The organism is Simplicispira suum, assembly GCF_003008595.1.
GTDB lineage: Bacteria > Pseudomonadota > Gammaproteobacteria > Burkholderiales > Burkholderiaceae_C > Simplicispira > Simplicispira suum.
Genome location: NZ_CP027669.1, coordinates 13,963 through 32,620, shown reverse-complemented (window position 1 = coordinate 32,620; position 18,658 = coordinate 13,963). Strand labels below are relative to the sequence as shown.

The 18,658-nt window shown below is 63.7% G+C and carries 14 protein-coding genes and 2 tRNA genes; 6 read left to right on the top strand and 10 right to left on the bottom strand.

The features are described 5' to 3' along the window. Positions 1-64 precede the first annotated feature (64 nt). The 3 genes from leuA (at position 65) to pbpG (ending at position 4,561) form a co-directional block, all read left to right on the top strand. A complete protein-coding gene (gene leuA, locus C6571_RS00155; RefSeq protein WP_106444832.1) occupies positions 65-1,759 on the top strand; it encodes a 2-isopropylmalate synthase in 1,695 nt (564 codons plus the stop codon). A 54-nt stretch (positions 1,760-1,813) separates the two neighbouring features. Then, positions 1,814-3,352 (top strand): 2-isopropylmalate synthase, encoded by a 1,539-nt coding sequence (locus C6571_RS00150; protein WP_106444830.1) that lies wholly within the window; start codon positions 1,814-1,816, stop codon positions 3,350-3,352. A gap of 120 nt (positions 3,353-3,472) precedes the next feature. Continuing rightward, a complete protein-coding gene (gene pbpG, locus C6571_RS00145) occupies positions 3,473-4,561 on the top strand; it encodes a D-alanyl-D-alanine endopeptidase (RefSeq protein ID WP_420852901.1) in 1,089 nt (362 codons plus the stop codon). Positions 4,562-4,589: 28 nt separating this feature from the next. On the opposite strand, the gene C6571_RS00140 is transcribed toward pbpG, so the two are convergent. The 4 genes from C6571_RS00140 to C6571_RS00125 form a co-directional block, all read right to left on the bottom strand. Further along, positions 4,590-5,411: an IclR family transcriptional regulator gene (locus C6571_RS00140; RefSeq protein WP_106444828.1), complete on the bottom strand. Its 822-nt coding sequence runs from the start codon at positions 5,409-5,411 to the stop codon at positions 4,590-4,592. Between the two features lie 59 nt (positions 5,412-5,470). Then, positions 5,471-6,220 carry an arginyltransferase gene (locus C6571_RS00135; protein ID WP_106444826.1) on the bottom strand — a complete coding sequence of 250 codons (750 nt, stop codon included), beginning with the start codon at positions 6,218-6,220 and terminating at the stop codon, positions 5,471-5,473. Further along, positions 6,217-6,972 (bottom strand): leucyl/phenylalanyl-tRNA--protein transferase, encoded by a 756-nt coding sequence (aat, locus tag C6571_RS00130; protein ID WP_106444824.1) that lies wholly within the window; start codon positions 6,970-6,972, stop codon positions 6,217-6,219. The genes C6571_RS00135 and aat overlap by 4 nt, the downstream gene beginning before the upstream one ends. A 112-nt stretch (positions 6,973-7,084) precedes the next feature. Further along, on the bottom strand, positions 7,085-7,786 hold the full coding sequence (locus C6571_RS00125; protein WP_106444822.1) for a pirin family protein: 702 nt from the start codon (positions 7,784-7,786) through the stop codon (positions 7,085-7,087). 117 nt (positions 7,787-7,903) lie between these two features. Here C6571_RS00125 and C6571_RS00120 point away from each other — a divergent pair, with 117 nt between their 5' ends. Beyond that, positions 7,904-8,854 carry a LysR family transcriptional regulator gene (locus C6571_RS00120; protein ID WP_106444820.1) on the top strand — a complete coding sequence of 317 codons (951 nt, stop codon included), beginning with the start codon at positions 7,904-7,906 and terminating at the stop codon, positions 8,852-8,854. A gap of 5 nt (positions 8,855-8,859) precedes the next feature. Here the strand turns inward: C6571_RS00120 and C6571_RS00115 are convergent. The 3 genes from C6571_RS00115 to C6571_RS00105 form a co-directional block, all read right to left on the bottom strand. Further along, positions 8,860-8,935 (bottom strand) — tRNA-Asn (locus C6571_RS00115). A gap of 53 nt (positions 8,936-8,988) precedes the next feature. Further along, positions 8,989-9,064: transfer RNA gene (locus tag C6571_RS00110), tRNA-Asn, on the bottom strand. A gap of 47 nt (positions 9,065-9,111) precedes the next feature. After that, on the bottom strand, positions 9,112-9,555 hold the full coding sequence (locus C6571_RS00105) for a YbaN family protein (protein ID WP_106444818.1): 444 nt from the start codon (positions 9,553-9,555) through the stop codon (positions 9,112-9,114). A gap of 120 nt (positions 9,556-9,675) precedes the next feature. Between C6571_RS00105 and def the strand changes: the two genes are divergently transcribed. Continuing rightward, positions 9,676-10,191 (top strand): peptide deformylase, encoded by a 516-nt coding sequence (def, locus tag C6571_RS00100; protein ID WP_420852900.1) that lies wholly within the window; start codon positions 9,676-9,678, stop codon positions 10,189-10,191. A gap of 105 nt (positions 10,192-10,296) precedes the next feature. Here the strand turns inward: def and C6571_RS00095 are convergent, their stop codons facing one another. The 3 genes from C6571_RS00095 to map all read right to left on the bottom strand — a co-directional run bounded on the left by C6571_RS00095 (position 10,297) and on the right by map (position 14,426). Next, positions 10,297-10,746: a universal stress protein gene (locus tag C6571_RS00095; protein WP_106444814.1), complete on the bottom strand. Its 450-nt coding sequence runs from the start codon at positions 10,744-10,746 to the stop codon at positions 10,297-10,299. 188 nt (positions 10,747-10,934) lie between these two features. Continuing rightward, positions 10,935-13,565, bottom strand: coding sequence for a [protein-PII] uridylyltransferase (locus tag C6571_RS00090; protein ID WP_106444812.1), 2,631 nt, complete (start codon positions 13,563-13,565; stop codon positions 10,935-10,937). A 45-nt stretch (positions 13,566-13,610) separates the two neighbouring features. Further along, a complete protein-coding gene (map, locus tag C6571_RS00085; RefSeq protein ID WP_106444810.1) occupies positions 13,611-14,426 on the bottom strand; it encodes a type I methionyl aminopeptidase in 816 nt (271 codons plus the stop codon). Between the two features lie 156 nt (positions 14,427-14,582). Between map and purL the strand changes: the two genes are divergently transcribed. Beyond that, positions 14,583-18,626: a phosphoribosylformylglycinamidine synthase gene (gene purL / locus C6571_RS00080; RefSeq protein ID WP_106444808.1), complete on the top strand. Its 4,044-nt coding sequence runs from the start codon at positions 14,583-14,585 to the stop codon at positions 18,624-18,626. The last annotated feature ends 32 nt before the right edge of the window (positions 18,627-18,658 follow it).

Below are 18,658 nucleotides of genomic sequence, written 5' to 3'. Positions count from 1 at the left end.
AGCAACGGGCCGTTTTGTTTTTGGGGTTGCTGGTTGATTTACCAACCATGGCAGAGACCACGACATGCTTCAGCAGCCCCACACCAAGTACCGCGCATTCGCCCCAATCGGTCTCAAAGACCGCACCTGGCCCGACGCCGTTCTGACTCGCGCGCCCATCTGGCTGTCGACCGACCTGCGCGATGGCAACCAGGCGCTGGTGGAGCCCATGGACATCGCGCGCAAGATGCGCATGTTCGAGCAGCTCGTGGCGATTGGCTTCAAGGAAATCGAAGTCGGGTTTCCTTCGGCGTCGCAGGTGGAATTCGACTTTGTGCGCAAGCTGATCGAGGAAGACCGGATTCCCGACGACGTCACGATCCAGGTGCTGACGCAGGCACGCGAGCCCCTGATTGCACGCACTTTCGAGTCCTTGCAGGGGGCGCCCCGCGCCATCGTGCACCTCTACAACGCGGTAGCGCCCATCATGCGCACCGTGGTGCTGGGAATGGACGAAGACGAGATCGTGGCGTTGGCCACCAGCCATGCGGCAATGTTCAACGATCTGGCCGCGCGCCAACGGCACACCTGCTGGACGTTCCAGTATTCGCCCGAGATGTTCTCGGGCACCGACCTCGCGTTTTCCAAGCGTGTGGTCGACGCGGTGACCGCCGTGTGGAACGCAAGCCCCGAGCGCAAGTGCATCATCAACCTGCCCTCAACGGTTGAGCACTCCACACCCAATATCTTTGCCGACATGATCGAGTGGATGCACCGCCATCTCGCGCGCCGCGATGGCATCGTGCTCTCGGTGCATCCACACAACGACCGGGGCACCGGCACGGCGGCCGGTGAATTTGCCCTGATGGCGGGTGCCGACCGCATCGAAGGCTGCCTGTTCGGCAATGGCGAGCGCACCGGAAATCTGGACCTTGTGAACGTGGCGCTCAACCTCTACACCCAGGGCGTGTGGCCGGGACTCGATTTCTCAAACATCGACGAAGTCCGGGCGACGGTGGAGCACTGCAACCAGATTGCCGTGCACCCGCGCCACCCGTATGCGGGCGATCTGGTGTACACCTCGTTTTCGGGCTCGCACCAGGACGCCATCAAGAAGGCGTTTGCCGCGCGGCGCGAAGGGGATGTCTGGGACATGCCGTATCTGCCCATCGACCCGAAAGACGTGGGCCGCAGCTATGAGGCGGTTATCCGCGTCAACAGCCAGTCGGGCAAGGGTGGCATGGCCTACCTGCTGGAGAGCGAATACGGCATTGAAATGCCCCGGCGACTGCAAATCGAATTCATGCAGGTGGTGCAGGGTGTGATGGACGTGGCCGGCACAGAGTTGTCGGCAGCCAATATCTATGCCTTGTTCGAGCGGGAGTACGGGCTTGCCACCGTCCAGGCGCTCTCAAACCGGGTGCTTGAGGCGCAGGCCGATGCGTCGGTGCTGCTGCGCGGTCAGTTGCACTGGGAAGGGGCGCTGGTCGACATGCAAGGGCAGGGCAATGGCCCCATAGACGCCTTTATCCAAGCGCTGCAGGAGGCCACGGGACATCGCGTCCGCGTGATCGACTACCACCAGCACGCCATTGGCGCTGGCGCAGATGCCAAGGCCGCCGCCTATCTTGAACTGCGCGTGGACGAGGCCCAAACCCTGTTTGGCGTGGGACTGGACGCCGACGTCATTTCCGCAGCACTCAAGGCCATCGTCTCGGGCCTGGAGCGCGCCACGGCACAGGGGAGGCAAGGTGCACAATGCACGGTTGTGCCCGCCTGACACTGCGCGCCAGAGACCCAAAACATTGACTACCAGCCTTTTTCGGAGAGCACGATGACAGACAAGCTCATCATTTTTGACACCACCTTGCGCGATGGCGAACAGTCGCCCGGCGCCTCCATGACGCGCGACGAAAAACTGCGGATTGCCCGCCAGCTTGAGCGCCTGAAGGTCGACGTGATCGAAGCGGGCTTTGCCGCCAGTTCGAATGGCGACTTCGAAGCGGTGCAGCTGATCGCCAACAGCATTCAGGATTCGACCATATGCTCGCTCTCGCGCGCCAACGACCGCGACATCTCCCGCGCTGCCGAAGCTTTGAAAGGCGCCAACCGCGCGCGTATTCACACCTTTATTGCCACCAGCGCACTGCACATGGAGAAGAAGCTGCGCATGACACCTGAGCAGGTGCTGGAGCAGGCCATACAGTCGGTGCGCTTCGCACGAAATTTGTGCGGCGACATTGAGTTCAGCCCCGAAGACGGCTACCGCAGCGACGTGGACTTTCTTTGCCGCGTGATCGAGGCGGTAATACGCGAGGGGGCAACTACCATCAACGTGCCTGACACTGTGGGCTATGCCATCCCCGAGCTGTACGGCAACTTCATCAAGACGCTGCGCGAGCGCGTGCCCAACAGCGACAAGGCGGTGTGGTCGGTGCATTGCCACAATGACTTGGGCATGGCGGTCGCTAATTCGCTTGCCGGCGTGATGATTGGCGGCGCACGCCAGGTCGAATGCACCATCAATGGTCTGGGCGAGCGCGCTGGCAATTGCTCGCTTGAAGAAGTCGTGATGGCGGTGAAAACGCGCAAGGATTACTTCGGACTCGAAGTGGGAATCGACACGCAGCATATCGTCGCGGCCAGCCGCATGGTGAGCCAGACCACCGGTTTCGTCGTGCAGCCCAACAAGGCTGTTGTCGGGGCGAACGCCTTTGCCCACGCCAGCGGCATCCACCAGGACGGCGTCCTCAAGGCGCGCGACACCTACGAAATCATGCGTGCCGAGGACGTGGGCTGGAGCGCCAACAAAATCGTGCTGGGCAAGCTCAGTGGGCGCAACGCGTTCAAGCAGCGCCTGCAGGACTTGGGCGTAAGCATGGAAAGCGAAGCCGATACCAATGCAGCGTTTGCGCGCTTCAAGGAATTGGCGGATCGCAAGAGCGAGATTTTCGACGAGGATATCCTGGCGCTGGTGAGTGACGAGAGCCTCACAAACCACGGCGAGGAGTACGCCTTTGTCTCGCTCTCGCAACACAGCGAAACCGGCGAACGCCCGCACGCCACAGTGGTTTTTACGGCGTCGGGAAGCGAAATCAAGGGCGAGTCCGATGGCAACGGGCCGGTGGATGCTTCGCTCAAAGCCATTGAGCAGCATGTTCAGAGTGGTGCTGAAATGGTGCTTTATTCGGTGAACGCGATCAGCGGATCCACGGAGAGCCAGGGCGAGGTGACGGTGCGCCTGCAGAGCAGCGGGCGTGTCGTGAATGGAGTTGGCGCCGATCCCGACATCGTCGTGGCGTCTGCAAAAGCCTATCTCAGTGCGCTCAACAAACTCCACAGCAAAGCAGAAAAGGTTCCCGCGCAGGGCTGAGCAAGCCCTGCGTATTGATCTCACGCAGATTCTTCAAAACAACACGCAAGATATTGATCTTGCGTGTCTTTTTTTTATTCTGTACACTGGCACACGTTTGTTGCTATTTGGAGACATGTCGTGACCTTTCGACGCCTGCACGCTGCTTTTTCTCCATTTTTGAAGCTTTTTTCGGTAGTGGTTTTAGGTGCGGCGCTGGCAGCGCCTGCCGCAGATGCAGCGCAGCGAAAACACACATCTTCGAAGAAAACAGTGTCCGTCGCCAAGCGCGCACCGGTCGCGTCCAAGGTAACGCTTCGCAAGCAAAGCACCAAGACAAGGAGTACACGCAAAGTCTCGGCTTCGGCGCGCAAGCCGGTGATTGCCGCAGCAGTGGTGCGAGCGAAACCGTCTTTTGGCGAACTTGCTGGCTTGCATTCCAGCGACGATCTGCTTGACCTCAAGTCGAGCGTGGCACTCGTGATTGACCAGGACACGAATGAAGTGCTGCTCAGCAAGAACGACCACGCTGTTCTGCCGATTGCCTCGCTGACCAAGCTGATGACCGGCCTCATCATCAGCCAAGCCCATCTTCCAATGGACGAGCCGATCACCATTACCGAGGACGACATAGACACTGAGAAGAACAGCCGTTCGCGGCTGGCTGTGGGCACGACCCTGAGCCGCCGCGAGATGCTGCATCTGGCGCTCATGTCCAGCGAAAACCGTGCAGCCCATGCGCTGGGAAGAACCTACCCCGGTGGACTGTCCGCTTTCGTGACGCAAATGAATATCAAAGCCCGGTTGCTCGGAATGAGCGATACCCGGTATGTGGAGCCCACCGGGCTGTCGAGCCAAAACCAGTCCAGCGCACGGGATCTTGCCGCGCTGGTCAACGTGGCTCACACCGACCCCGTGCTGCGTGAATTCACCACGTCTCCGGGCTATGAAGTGGCAGTGGGTCGCCGCACGCTGCAGTACCGAAACACCAATCGCCTCGTGAAGAGTCCCGACTGGGATATTGGTCTGCAGAAGACGGGCTATATTTCGGAAGCCGGGCGATGCCTCGTGATGCAGGCAGAAATCTCCGGGCGCAAGCTCATCATGGTGTTTCTCGACTCTGCGGGCAAACTCAGCCGCATTGCCGATGCCGAGCGGGTGCGCAACTGGGTGGAGTCGAGCGCTGGCCTGGCCTCTGGCGCCCACCATGCGCAAGCCATCAAGGGCTGACGCGGAAGCTTCGGCCAGACAAGCTGCGTCAGCGCAGCGGCAGACCCACCGATCCGGCGTGCAAGGCGTCGTCCTCACCGAGGTAGCCCAAGGCGGCAGAAATGGCGCGCACCGTGGCCTGCAGTTTGGCCAACCAGGCGTTGTCCAGCCGGTCAGCGGGCGCTGAGATGGACAGTCCGGCCACAAGTTTTCCTTGGTCGTCGTGAATGCCCGCAGCCATGCAACGCACCCCGAGTTCCAGTTCTTCGTTGTCGTGTGCGACGCCGCTTTCACGTGCCTGAGCCAGTTCGCGTTCCAGGTCTGCCAGCCGCGTCAGGCTGTTGCGTGTGTGTCCTGAGAGGCCGGTGCGCGTCGCGTAGGCGCGTACGCGTGAAGCTTCTTCGGCAGCCAGGAACAGTTTTCCGGTCGATGTCAGGTGCAGCGGTGCGCGCCCCCCTATGGCACGCACCACCTGCATGCCGGAACGTTCGCTGAATGCGCGCTCGACATAGATGATTTCGTCGCCCTGGCGCATGCTCAGGTTCACGGGCTGCTGCGTCAGTCGGTGCAATTCGCGCATGGGTGCGAGGGCGGCGTCTCGCACGCTCAGCCGCCCCTTGACCACATTGCCCAGCTCCAACAAGCGCATACCGAGTCGGTAACTTCCGGCCTCTGGTCGATCCACAAAGCGACCGATGGTCAGGTCATTGAGTATGCGATGTGCAGTGGACGGATGCAGGCCAGTGCGCTCGCTCACGTCCTTGAGTGAGACGGGGTCTGCGCGGGAGGCGAGTACATCCATGATGGCAAACATCCGCTCCAATACCTGGACGCTCGGTTTGGCGGGTGGAAAATCCGGGTGTTTTTTCATGGCAACTTTGCTCCGCAGTGCGGCATGCCATTTTACTTCGTGAAATGGAATCCTGCAGATCAGTCAGGCCGGTGCTCCACTCGCTGCCACTGTTCGTCGACCAAAATCTCGTGTGGGACAAAACGCGCCTTGTAGCGCATCTTTTTGCTTTGCTCGATCCAATAGCCCAGGTAGAGATGCGAGAGTCCGAGGGCGCGCGCTTGCTCAATCTGCCACAACACAGCGTAGGTTCCAAAATGGTTGCCCGGCAGCGGATCGTAGAAGGTATAGACCGCCGAGAGGCCGTCGTCGAGCACGTCAAGAATCGCCACCATCCGCAGGCAGCCCGGGGTTTGTGCATTGCCTGGCTCGCGAAACTCCACCAAGCGTGAATTGACGCGGCTTTGCAGCAAGAACTGCGTGTACTGGTCCACGCTGTCATGGTCCATGCCGCCGCCGCTGTGGCGACCTGTCTGATAGCGCAGATACAGCTGGTAGTGCTCGGCGCTGAAGCTCGGACGCAGCACACGGGCCTGAAGGTCGGCGTGCCGAGCTTGTGCGCGGCGCTGGCTTCGGTTGGGTTTGAAAGACTCTACCAATACCCGCAAGGCAATGCAGGCACGGCAACTGTCGCAATAGGGGCGGTAGGTGAACATGCCGCTGCGTCGAAATCCCTGTGCGACCAGTGCCGAATAACTGTCGCTGCGCACCAGATGACTAGGGGTTGCCACCTGCGAACGAGCCTGGCGACCCGGCAGGTAGCTGCACGCGTAGGGAGCAGTGGCGTAGAACTGCAGGGTCTGGAACGGAAGCTCGTTAAGGTGCGTCATGCGTCGGTGGGCGCAAAGGGCAACAGTTCGCTCCAGTATAGAGGCTCGAATTGCCAAACCAACGGTGCCAGTTGGCAAGCCTGCGCCACCTGTGCGGTGAACTGCGCGCGCGGCACTTCGCGCGCCCCGAGACGCGCCAGATGGGCGGTGTTCTGCTGGCAATCGATCGCGTGGACACCTCCTCTGCGGCACAGCGCCACCAGCGCGGCCAGCGCGATCTTCGAAGCGTCGGGCACATGGGAGAACATTGACTCGCCAAAGACCGCGCGCCCAATGGCAACGCAATACAGACCGCCCACGCGCTCTGCGCCGACCCAGGTTTCCACACTGTGGGCATTGCCGGCCTGGTGCAGGCGGATGTAGGCCTGCACCATGTCCGGCCCGATCCAGGTACCGGGCTGTCCGGCGCGCGGGGCCTGGGCGCAGGCCTGGATCACCCCGGCAAAATCGTGGTCGATGCGAATCTCGCAACGGGCATCGTGGCGAAATTTTTGCAAGGCTTGGCGCAGTGAACGATGCACGCGAAACTGCGCCACCTCCAGGACCATGCGCGGATTCGGAGACCACCACAGGATGGGTTGGCCTTCGGAGTACCACGGGAAAATGCCCGAACGATACGCTGCCTGGAGGCGCTCGACCGATAGAGAACCGCCGACCGCCAGCAAACCGGGAGCGGGCGAGAATTCATCCCAGGCAGTCGATACCGGGGGAAATGGGTCGGTGGATGCCAGCCAGGGAAGATTCACGTGCACCGGTGGTCAGTGGGGATGCTCCATGGTAATCGCGACCCGCCGCAAGATTGGCGGTTTCCCCCGCAAGTGCGCGGGGAATCCATTCACCGGGACCCAGGCCGCAGGCAGCGCACTACGGAGCGGAATCCACAAGCACCAGTTCGGCATCCGACTTGGCGGTGACACGGAACGTCTCCACGTCGCTGATGGCGGCGCCGTCGCGGGCATCCAGATGCACGCCGTCGATCTCGGCCTCGCCGCTGGCCGTCACCAGGTAGCCGCGGCGGTCCGTGCCCAAACGGTACTCGGCAGATTCGCCCGCTTTCAGCGTGGCGCCTGACACTCGGGCGTTGGTTCGGATCGGCAGCGCGTCCTCATCACCCGGCATGCCGCTGGCCAAAGCCACGAATTGACCCGAGCGATCGCTCTTGGGGAAAGGCTTTGCACCCCACGATGGCGGCTGGCCCCGGCGATCCGGGATGATCCATATCTGGAAAATCTTGGTCGTCACCGACTCATGGTTGTATTCCGAGTGGCGCACGCCGCTGCCGGCGCTCATCACTTGCACGTCACCCGCTTCGGTGCGGCCCTTGTTGCCCAGGTTGTCCTGGTGGGTGATGGCGCCCTCGCGGACATAGGTGATGATTTCCATGTCGGCATGGGCATGCGGCGGGAAGCCGGTGCCGGGGGCGATGGTGTCGTCGTTCCAGACCCGCAAGGCGCCCCAACCCATGCGCGCGGCATCGTGGTAGCCAGCAAAAGAAAAATGGTGCTTGGCATCGAGCCAGCCGTGATTGGCACCACCGAGTTCGGCAAAGGGACGGCGTTCGATCATGGTGTTTCTCCTGCGTTTCGGGTTGCGATAAGAGAACTGTAATATTCGGGGATCAACAAGAGAATAGAAAACATGGAAAACCATTCATTCCAAAAAATGCATGAGCTTTAGATCGATATGAGCAAGCTACCCGACCTTGAGGCGTGGGCGGTGTTCGCCAAGGTGGCTGAGACCGGCTCCTTTGCCAAGGCAGCGGCCGACCTCTCCATGTCCCAGTCGACCGTCTCCAAGGCCATTACCCGGCTTGAAGGGAGGCTGCGCATCACGCTCTTTCACCGCACCTCGCGCAAGATGTCGCTCACTGCGAGCGGAGAGGCTTCGCTTGTGCGCGCTGCGCGCATCCTTAGCGAAGGCGAGGCGGTGGAGGCCGAGGTAAGCGAGCAGTCCAAGAGCCTGCGCGGCACCATTCGCGTCACGGCACCCATGTCGTTTGGCGTATCGCACCTGGGACCGGCGCTGCCGCTGTTCATGCAGCGCCATCCCGAGGTGACGCTCGAGGTCAATTTCAGCGACGCGATGACCGACCTGGTGGCGCAGGGCTTTGACGTGGCGCTGCGCATCTCCGCACTGCCCGATTCAAGCCTGCTGGCGCGCCGCCTGTGCACCGTACGCATCCTGCTGGTGGGCGCGCCGGCCTATTTGGAGCAATACGGGCATCCGACCCATCCGCGCGATCTTGTTGCGCACCGCGCGCTGCGATACACGCACGCTCGGGGCGGGGAGGCGTGGCGGTTTCATCACCACAAGCAAGGCGATTTTGCGCAGGTGGTGCCAGACATACTGCAGGTCAACAATGCCGAAGCCTTGATGCCCGCGCTGCGTGCCGGCCTGGGCTTGGCCATGCAGCCCGAATTCCTGGCTTGGGAAGATCTGCGCGCTGGCCGAATCGAGGCCGTGATGGAAGACTGGGCAGCGCCAACGATTGCGCTGTACATCGTGACCTCGCCGGGCCGCGCCAGGCCTGCTCGCGTGCAGGCGCTGATGGCATTCTTGGTGCAGCACTTTGCCGATGCGCCGTGGGCGGTCGACCCAGAGCGCAATGCGGCCGCTGGCGACGATACTCGGTGAGAGCTTGGCTCCTCGACCTGGGCTCGAACCAGGGACCTACGGATTAACAGTCCGGCGCTCTACCAACTGAGCTATCGAGGAAAAATCGGCATGAAAAAGCCCCGCTTGCACACGCAGGGCTCAATGAAATATTCTGGCTCCTCGACCTGGGCTCGAACCAGGGACCTACGGATTAACAGTCCGGCGCTCTACCAACTGAGCTATCGAGGAACAAGCCTTAGATTATATACAAGGAAATGGGCGTTCCCTGGAACTTGTCACGCCTGCGGAGGCTCTGGCCGGAACCACAGCCAGGTCAGCACCACCGCCATATTGGTGCTTGCCAGGATAGGTATCCATAATTTTTGAACCGTCAGAAACAGCACCACCGCGCACAGCGCCATCACAAAGCTGGCATTCCACTTGGCCCGGCGGCTGACCCAGCCACCGCGCGCCCAGTCGCGCAGCATGGGTCCAAAAAAACGGTGGTACCACAGCCATTCATGCAGCCGCGGCGAACTGCGTGCCGCCGCCCAGGCGGCCATGAGGATGAAGACGGTGGTGGGAAGCCCCGGCAGAAAAATGCCGAGCACGCCGAGCGCCAGACACAGCACCGCAAATGCGTGCAACAGCCAGCGCACCGCGCGCGGTACCGGCGAGAGGCTGGGTGGTGGTGGAATACCCGTTGGAATGCTGGGCGGAATGGACGTGTCTTCGGGCATGTCGGTAGAGCGCCGGCGCGGCGACCAGAGAGCGCTATTCTCGCGCCATGGCTGCTGGCCCTTCGGACAGTGCGGCAAAACAAAAGGGGATTTCACGTGGGCATCCAGAGCATTCTCAAAATGGGCGATCCGCGACTGCTGCGCGTCTCGCGTCCGGTAACCGCATTCGGCACCAAGGACTTGCGCGCTCTGGTGGCCGACATGCAGGACAGCATGCTTGCGGCACGGGGTGCCGGTCTGGCCGCGCCGCAGATCGGCGTGGACCTGCAGGTGGTGATCTTTGGCTCGAATGAGTCCAATCCGCGTTACCCAGGCCGGCCCGTGGTTCCACCCACCGTGCTGATCAATCCTGTGGTGACACCTCTGGACGCCGAGCAAGAGAGCGATTGGGAAGGCTGCCTGTCCGTGCCGGGTCTGCGAGGCTGGGTACCGCGATGGCAGCGTGTGCGCTACCAGGGTGTGGACATCGAGGGAGAGCCGATCGATCGCAGCGTGGAGGGCTTTCACGCGCGCGTTGTGCAGCACGAATGCGATCACCTGGCCGGCATGCTGTATCCCATGCGGATGGTGGATTTTTCGCAGTTCGGCTTTACTGAGGTGCTGTTTCCAGACTTGGCGCCCGATGCGGACGACTAGGGCCTGTTAACACTACGTGATCCCCTTGCATAGCGTTTACAGGCCCTAAGTTTCATGGGCTTGCGCGCCTGAAGCACTTCCAGGCTCCGACGGGCAAACTGCCGCTCACTCGGTCTGTCCGCGCCAGACCAGCACCGGAATCTTGCCGTGGGTCAGTACTTTCTGGGTTTCGCTGCCCACCAGCATGCCCTCGATGCCGCGCCGGCCGTGCGATGCCATGAAGATCAGGTCGCAATCGCGGTCGAGCGCCGCCCGCAGGATGGCTTCGTGCGGATGGTCGCTGCTGACCATCACGGTCTGGCACGCCACGCTCTGGGCCTGCGCTGCCTCTTTGACAAAGGCCAGCAGTTCGTCGGCATGCGCGCGTGCCTGCTCCACAAAGCTGTTGCGCGTTTCGGGGGTCAGGCCAGGATGATTGGCCAGCAGCCGCAGTTCGGGCATGGCGTGAAAGGCGGTGATCTTGGCGTCGATGGACTTGGCAAACCGTACGGCCTGCAGTGCGGTGTCGCGTGAAAGGGCCGAGCCGTCGGTGGGAACAAGCAGATGCTGAAACATGCGAGGACTCCTTGCAAAGGGGGGATGGCTTGGTGCTGCGCTCCGGCTGGCAGGCCGGGCGCAGCGCGCGTCAGGCCATGGTAGCGCCAGTGCCGGGCGTGCAGCCTCGGCGAACAGGACGAATTTTTAGTAAAAAATGGCTCTAGCGCTTTATGGGTGTACGCAGGCAGCTATTGTTTGAGTAGTAATCAACTGGCGTCGCCGGCCAGCGCTTGCAGCAACTCGGTTTCGATGCGAATCTGCGCCGCATTCTTTTGCAGTTCGGGCCCCTGCACCAGAAACGTGTCTTCCACGCGCTCGCCCAGGGTGCTGATCTTGGCCAGTTGCACGCTCAGTTGGTGCTTTGCCAGCACCCGGGCAATGCAGTAGAGCAGGCCGGCGCGGTCGCTGGCCGAGACGCCGAGCAGCCAGCGCTGGGCTTTTTCATCCGGGCGCAGGGTCACGCGCGGCGCCATGGGGAAGTTGCGCACCCGGCGTGAAACCCGCTTGCGCCTCGGCTCAGGCAGGGGGTTGGTGTCCTGCAGCGCGTGAATCAGGCCGCTTTCAACCAGGTGCGTCAACTCGCGGTAGTGCCCTGGCAGGTTGTCGCTGACCACCTGAAAGGTGTCAAGCGCAAAGCCGTTCTGGGTGGTGTGAATGCGCGCGTCCAGAATACTGAAGCCCGCTTGATCAAAGTAGCTGCAAATGCGGGCAAACAAGTCGTTTCGGTCGGCGGTGTAGACCATGACCTGCAAGCCTTCGCCCACGGGCGACTGGCGGGCGCTGACAACGGGGCGGCTGCTGCCGACGTGGCGCGAGAGGTGGCGTGTGTGCCAGGCGATGTCGGTGGCCTCGTGGCGCATGAAATAGCCCACGTCCAGCGTGTCCCAAAGTGCCTTGTGTGCTTCGAATGGCAGGGCACTGAGTGCCAGCAGCACCAGGGCGTCGCGCTTGCGGGCCTCGACTTCGGCAGCGGCGTCGGGTGCGCGCCCACCCAGCACACGCAGCGTCGCCCGGTACAGGTCTTCCAGCAATTTGCCTTTCCACGCGTTCCACACTTTGGGGCTGGTGCCGCGAATGTCGGCCACGGTGAGCAGGTAGAGCGCGGTGAGGTAGCGCTCGTTGCCCACGTGCCGCGCGAAGGCAGTGATCACATCCGGGTCGCTCAGATCTTCTTTTTGCGCCACGCGGCTCATCGTGAGGTGCTCGCGCACCAGAAATTCGATCAAACGCGCGTCTGGCCGGTCCACGGCGTGCTGGCGGCAAAAGCGCCGCACCGCCACTGCGCCGATTTGCGAATGGTCGCCGCCGCGCCCCTTGCCGATGTCGTGGAACAGCGCGGCAATGTAGAGCACCCAGGGCTTGTCCCAGCCAGCGGCGAGTTGCGAGCAAAACGGGTACTCGTGCGCATGCTCGGCCATGAAGAAACGCCGCGCATTGCGCAGCACCATCAGGATGTGCTGGTCCACCGTGTAAACGTGGAACAAATCGTGCTGCATTTGTCCCACGATGCGGCGAAACGGCCAGAGGTAGCGCCCCAGCACCGAGGTCTGGTTCATCAGCCGCATGGCGTGGGTGATGCCGGAGGGCTGCTGCAGGATGTGCAAGAAGGCCGCGCGGTTCACCGGGTCGTTGCGAAACGCGCTGTTCATCACGTTGCGCGCAGCGTACAGCGCCCGCAGTGTGCGCGCCGAGAGGTTTTGCAGCGCCGACGAAGATTGGAACAGCAAGAAGGTTTCCAGGATGGCGTGCGGGTCGCGCTGGTACAGATCGTCGCTGGCCACCTCGATCATTCCGCCCTTGTCCAGAAAACGCTCGTCGATGGGAATCGGTGGCGTCTGCGGCGGATTGAGCCGGTCTTCAATGTCGAGCAGCAGGATCTGCGTGAGCTGCGTGACCGCCTTGGCGGCCCAGTAATAGCGCCGCATCAGGGTTTCGCTTGGGCGCAGGGGCAGGTGCGAGCCGCCTTCGGAAGCGCTGCGGTAGCCAAACGCCTCGGCCACGGTGGTTTGCAGATCGAACACCAGCCGGTCTTCGCGCCGCCCGGCCACGGCGTGCAAGCGTGCACGAATCAAGAGCAGCACGGCTTCGTTGCGTTCGAGTTGGTGCATTTCATACACCGTAGCCAGACCGCTGGCTGCGAGCGCGCGCCAGCTCTGGCCCAGGCCGGCCGCGTCGGCCACCCACAAGATGGTTTGCAGGTCGCGCAGGCCGCCGGGCGACTCCTTGGCGTTGGGCTCCAGCGCGTAAGCGGTGTTTTCGTATTTGTTGTGGCGCTGGCGCAGCTCCAGCGTTTTGGCGGTCAGAAAGGCGCGCGGGTCGATGGATGCGCGAAATTCCCGCTCAAAGCGGCCGAACAGCGCGGCGCTGCCGCAGATGCGCCGCGCCTCCAGCAGCGAGGTCTGCACGGTGACGTCATCGGCTGCTTCCTGCAGGCATTCCTGCACCGAGCGCACGCTGGAGCCGATCTCCAGCCCCGCGTCCCAGCAGTTGCGAATGAAGTCTTCAACGCGTGCCCGCGTATCGGTTCCCAGCGCCGCGTGCGAGCCGCCCGGCAGCAGCACCACGACGTCGACATCCGAATAGGGCAGCAATTGCCCACGGCCAAAGCCGCCCACCGCCAGCAGCGCCAGGCCAGGGGGCAGGGCGCTGGCCTTCCACAGGGTGTGCAGCAAACGATCGGCCAGCCGGTTGAACCGGCGCAGCAGGCCATGAATGCCGCGCACGGTAGGCAGCGGCGCAAGCAGTGTGGCGACCAGGGCCGCCTTGTCGCTGCGGTAGGCTTCACGCAGAGCCTGGAGGTTCGGCGTGCTGGCTGCGGGAGGAGGGGTCAGATTCATGCGACAGGCGAAGCAAGAAGCGTGCGCAGACCGCCTCCAAGCGCCTCAGGTGGTGGTGGCCGTGACGAAATCGGGCAGCGCGGGCGAGCCGGCCGAGAGCGTCATCACCTCGTAGCCGGTGGGCGTCACCAGCACCGTGTGCTCCCACTGGGCGGAAAGGCTGTGGTCCTTGGTGACGATGGTCCAGCCGTCGTTGCCGAACTCTTTGATATCGCGCCGGCCGGCGTTGATCATGGGCTCGATGGTGAAGACCATGCCGGGCTCCAGCTTCTCCAGCGTGCCTGGGCGCCCGTAATGCAGCACCTGGGGTTCTTCATGAAAGCGCTTGCCAATGCCGTGGCCGCAGAACTCGCGCACCACCGAAAAACCGTGGCCTTCGGCAAACTTCTGGATCGCGTGGCCGATGTCGCCCAGGTGGGCACCGGGCTTGACCTGCAGGATACCGTGCCACATGGCCTCAAAGGTGATGGCCGAGAGGCGCTTGGCCGCTATCGAGCACTCGCCAATCAGGTACATGCGACTGTTGTCGCCGTACCAGCCGTCTTTGGTGATGACGGTGACGTCCACGTTGACGATGTCGCCTTTTTTGAGCGGCTTGTCGTTGGGTATGCCGTGGCAGACCACATGGTTGACCGAGGTGCAGAGCGACGCCGGGTAGGGCGGGTAGCCCGGCGGCTGGTAGCCAATGGTGGCGGAAATGGTGCCTTGTTCGACCATGCAGGCGGCAGCAATTTCGTCGATTCGGCGCGTCGTGATGCCAGGCTGGATGTGCGGCGCAATGGCGTCCAGCACTTCGGACGCGAGGCGGCAGGCAACGCGCATGCCGGCAATGTCCTCGGCGGTCTTGATGGAGATACTCATGGGGCGAAATTATCCCATTGGGCTCTTTTGCTTGCTGGCACCGGGGTCGGCCTTGGGCCTGCCAACTAAAATGGCAGGCTTTGGCGCCTGCAGATCGCAGTGCGCCGGAGCTGACAGGCTCCGCCCCGCCTCCTTTCCCACTGGAACGCTGCCACCGTGACTTTGCACCTGACCCTGTTTGTGGGCGGCAACGCCCTGAGCCCTTTCCGTGCGCGCCAGTTGTTGCCGCAACTGCAGGCCATTGAACCCCGCATCGATGCGGTGCGCGCGCGCCACGTGCACTGGGTGGCGACACCCAAAGTGCCCACTGCAGCCGAGACCGAGCGGCTGGCGGCGCTGCTGAACTACGGCGAGCCGTTCGAGGGCGGGGACGCCGGACAGGCGATTGTGGTGGCGCCGCGCCTGGGCACTGTGTCGCCCTGGGCTTCGAAGGCCAGCGACATTGCCCACAACTGCGGCCTGGACGTGCGCCGCATCGAGCGCGTGACCGAATACCGCATCAGCCTGCGCTCGGGCCTGCTGGGCGGTGTGAAGTCGCTGGACGCCGGCCAGATCGCCCAGGTGGGCGCGCTGCTGCACGACCGCATGACCGAATCGTGGTTCACCGACGTGGAGGCCGCCCGCGCGCTGTTTACCGAACTGCCGGCCCAGCCGATGGCGCTGGTCGACGTGCTGGCCGGTGGCCGCGCGGCATTGGAGACGGCCAACACGCAGTGGGGCCTGGCGCTGGCCGCCGACGAGATCGACTACCTGGTGCAGGCGTTCACCAGCTTGGGGCGCAACCCCACCGATGTCGAACTGATGATGTTTGCGCAGGCCAACAGCGAGCACTGCCGGCACAAGATCTTCAACGCGCAGTTCACCATCGACGGCGCGCCGCAGGATCTGACCCTGTTCGGCATGATCCGCCACACCCACAAGACGAGCCCGCAGCACACCGTGGTGGCGTACTCGGACAACGCATCGGTGATGGAAGGCGGCGTGGTCGAGAAATTTCAAGCCAAATCGGCCTCCAGCGCAGGTGGGGCAAGCGCTCCCAGCTACGAAAAAGAGAGCTTGCTGCAGCATGTGCTGATGAAGGTGGAAACGCACAACCACCCCACGGCCATCTCGCCCTTCCCTGGCGCTTCGACCGGCGCGGGTGGCGAAATCCGCGACGAAGGCGCCACCGGGCGCGGCTCCAAGCCAAAAGCGGGCCTGACAGGTTTCACGGTGTCCAAGCTCTGGGGCGGCCTGTCGGATGCGGAGGGCGGCAAGCCCGGCCACATTGCCAGCCCCTTGCAAATCATGACCGAAGGGCCGCTGGGTGGCGCGGCGTTCAACAACGAGTTTGGCCGACCGAACCTGCTGGGCTACTTCCGCGAGTACGAAGCCGAGGTTGCCGGCGTGCAGCGCGGCTACCACAAGCCCATCATGATTGCCGGTGGCCTCGGGAGCATAGCCGCGGCGCTGACGCAAAAAATTGAATTCCCCGCTGGCTCGCTGCTGGTGCAGCTGGGCGGCCCCGGCATGCGCATCGGCATGGGCGGCAGCGCCGCCAGCTCCATGGCCACCGGCCAGAACGCAGCCGAGCTGGATTTTGATTCGGTGCAGCGCGGCAACCCCGAGATCGAGCGGCGCGCACAAGAGGTCATCAACCACTGCGCGGCGCTCGGTGCTGACAACCCCATCCTCGCGATCCACGACGTGGGCGCGGGCGGGCTCTCGAACGCCTTCCCCGAGCTGGTGAACGACGCCGGGCGCGGCGCGCGCTTTGACCTGTCCGCCGTGCCGCTGGAAGAATCTGGCATGGCGCCGCGCGAAATCTGGTGCAACGAAAGCCAGGAGCGCTACGTGCTCGCCGTCGCCCCTGAGTCTTTGGAGCTGCTTGAAGCCTTCTGCGAACGCGAGCGCTGCCCGTTTGCGGTGGTGGGCGTGACGACCGAGGCGCGCGAGCTGGTGGTGGGTGCCGGCGTGCCGCTGGCGCCCGGCGCCGCCTTGCCCGAAGGCGATCACGCGGTGCACATGCCGATGGATGTGCTGCTCGGCAAGCCGCCCAAGATGCACCGCGACGTGGCCCGCGTGGCGCGCACCGCCGAGCCCATCGATTTGACAGGCATGGCGCTGCAAAAGGCCGCGCTGGACGTGCTCAGCCACCCCACGGTGGCGTCCAAGCGCTTCCTCATCACCATTGGCGACCGCACGGTGGGTGGCCTCACGCACCGCGACCAGATGGTCGGCCCCTGGCAGGTGCCGGTGGCCGATTGCGCGGTCACCCTGGCCGACTACGCCGGTTTTGCCGGCGAAGCCATGGCCCTGGGCGAGCGCACCCCGCTGGCGTCGCTCGATGGCCCGGCCTCGGGCCGCATGGCCGTGGCCGAAGCCATCACCAACTTGCTGGCCGCGCCGATGGCGCTGGACCGCGTCAAGCTCTCGGCCAACTGGATGGCCGCCTGCGGCGAGGCGGGCGAAGACGCCGCCTTGTACGACACGGTGCACGCGGTCGGCATGGAGCTGTGCCCGGCGCTGGGCATCTCGATTCCGGTCGGCAAGGACAGCCTGTCGATGCGCACCCAGTGGCAGCACGGCGATGAAGCTAAAAAAGTGGTCTCGCCGGTCAGCCTCATCGTCACCGCCTTTGCCACGCTGCCCGACGTGCGCCGCACGCTCACGCCGCAGCTGGCACGCGATGTGGACAGCACATTGATTCTGATCGACCTGGGCAAGGGCCAGGCCCGCATGGGCGGCAGCATCCTGGCGCAGACCTTGAATCAGTCCGGCGGCGCCGTGCCCGACCTGGACGACGCGCAGGACCTGAAAAACCTGGTGGCCGCCGTGAACGCGCTGCGCGCCGACGGCAAAATTCTCGCTTACCACGACCGCAGCGACGGCGGCCTGTTCGCTGCGGCATTCGAGATGGCAATCGCCGGCCAGGTTGGCGTGGCGCTGAACGTCGACATGCTGTTGATCGAAGGCGACGGCGTCAGCGACAGCCGCATGGAGGCGGGCGACGCCAAGAACTGGGCCCAGCAGGTCAGCGCGCGGCGCGAAGAGCTCACACTCAAAGCCTTGTTCAACGAAGAACTCGGCGTGCTGCTGCAAGTGGCCACCAGCGAGCGCGACGCCGCGCTGCAGGTGCTGCGCGCGCACGGCCTCTCGCGCTTCTCGCATGTGGTCGGCAACACGCGGCCAGAGCACTCGGGCATTGACGTGGGCAAGGGCAAGCTCAGCGTCTGGCGCGATACGCGCGAGGTGTTTGCCGCCAGCTTGCACGACCTGCACCAGGTTTGGGACAGCGTGAGCTGGAAGATCTGCCAGCAGCGCGACAACCCTGCCTGCGCCGATGCCGAGCATGCCAGCCGGGGTGAGCCCACCGATCCCGGCCTGCACGTACAACTCAGCTTCGACCCAGGCGAAAACGTGGCCGCGCCTTTCGTGCACAGCGCGCGCCCGCGCGTCGCCGTGCTGCGCGAGCAGGGTGTCAATTCCCATGTGGAAATGGCCTACGCCTTCACCGAAGCCGGTTTTGAGGCGGTGGACGTGCACATGACGGATCTGCAAACCGGTCGCGCCGACCTGCAAACCTTTGCCGGCCTGGTCGCCTGCGGGGGCTTCAGCTACGGCGATACGCTGGGCGCCGGCATCGGCTGGGCGCGCTCAATCACCTTCAACCCGCGCCTGGCCGACCAGTTCGCCGCCTTCTTTGCGCGCGAGGGCACCTTTGGCCTGGGCGTCTGCAACGGCTGCCAGATGTTTGCCGAGCTGGCCGACATCATTCCCGGCGCAGTGCACTGGCCGCGCTTCACCACCAACCAGAGCGAGCGCTTTGAGGCGCGGCTATCGTTGGTGGAGGTACTTGATTCCCCCAGCCTGTTCTTTGCCGGCATGGCGGGCAGCCGCTTGCCGATCGCCGTGGCGCATGGCGAGGGCTATGCCAACTTTGCCCAGCGCGGCGACGCGTCCCAGGCCATCGCCGCGATGCGCTTCGTCGACCACCACGGCGCGGCGACCGAGCAGTACCCCTTCAACCCCAACGGCAGCGCCGGCGGCCTTACGGCGGTGACCACGGCCGACGGGCGCTTCACGGCCATGATGCCGCACCCCGAGCGGGTGTTTCGCAACGTGCAGATGAGCTGGACGGATCTGGCGGCGACCGGTGGCCTGGACGCTGCCAGCCCGTGGATGCGCCTGTGGCGCAACGCGCGGCGCTGGGTGGGCTGAGAGCGACGAACAAAACTCCCCTGGCGTCGTTG

What these genes read in the sequence shown, in the direction of transcription:
- C6571_RS00150 (WP_106444830.1), top strand. Translation starts at nt 1,814, where the DNA reads ATGACAGACAAGCTCATCATTTTTGACACCACCTTGCGCGATGGCGAA.
- C6571_RS00095 (WP_106444814.1), bottom strand. Translation starts at nt 10,746, where the DNA reads ATGTTTCAGCATCTGCTTGTTCCCACCGACGGCTCGGCCCTTTCACGC.
- leuA (WP_106444832.1), top strand. Translation starts at nt 65, where the DNA reads ATGCTTCAGCAGCCCCACACCAAGTACCGCGCATTCGCCCCAATCGGT.
- C6571_RS00120 (WP_106444820.1), top strand. Translation starts at nt 7,904, where the DNA reads ATGAGCAAGCTACCCGACCTTGAGGCGTGGGCGGTGTTCGCCAAGGTG.
- C6571_RS00125 (WP_106444822.1), bottom strand. Translation starts at nt 7,786, where the DNA reads ATGATCGAACGCCGTCCCTTTGCCGAACTCGGTGGTGCCAATCACGGC.
- C6571_RS00090 (WP_106444812.1), bottom strand. Translation starts at nt 13,565, where the DNA reads ATGAATCTGACCCCTCCTCCCGCAGCCAGCACGCCGAACCTCCAGGCT.
- C6571_RS00140 (WP_106444828.1), bottom strand. Translation starts at nt 5,411, where the DNA reads ATGAAAAAACACCCGGATTTTCCACCCGCCAAACCGAGCGTCCAGGTA.
- C6571_RS00135 (WP_106444826.1), bottom strand. Translation starts at nt 6,220, where the DNA reads ATGACGCACCTTAACGAGCTTCCGTTCCAGACCCTGCAGTTCTACGCC.
- C6571_RS00105 (WP_106444818.1), bottom strand. Translation starts at nt 9,555, where the DNA reads ATGCCCGAAGACACGTCCATTCCGCCCAGCATTCCAACGGGTATTCCA.
- def (WP_420852900.1), top strand. Translation starts at nt 9,676, where the DNA reads ATGGGCGATCCGCGACTGCTGCGCGTCTCGCGTCCGGTAACCGCATTC.
- map (WP_106444810.1), bottom strand. Translation starts at nt 14,426, where the DNA reads ATGAGTATCTCCATCAAGACCGCCGAGGACATTGCCGGCATGCGCGTT.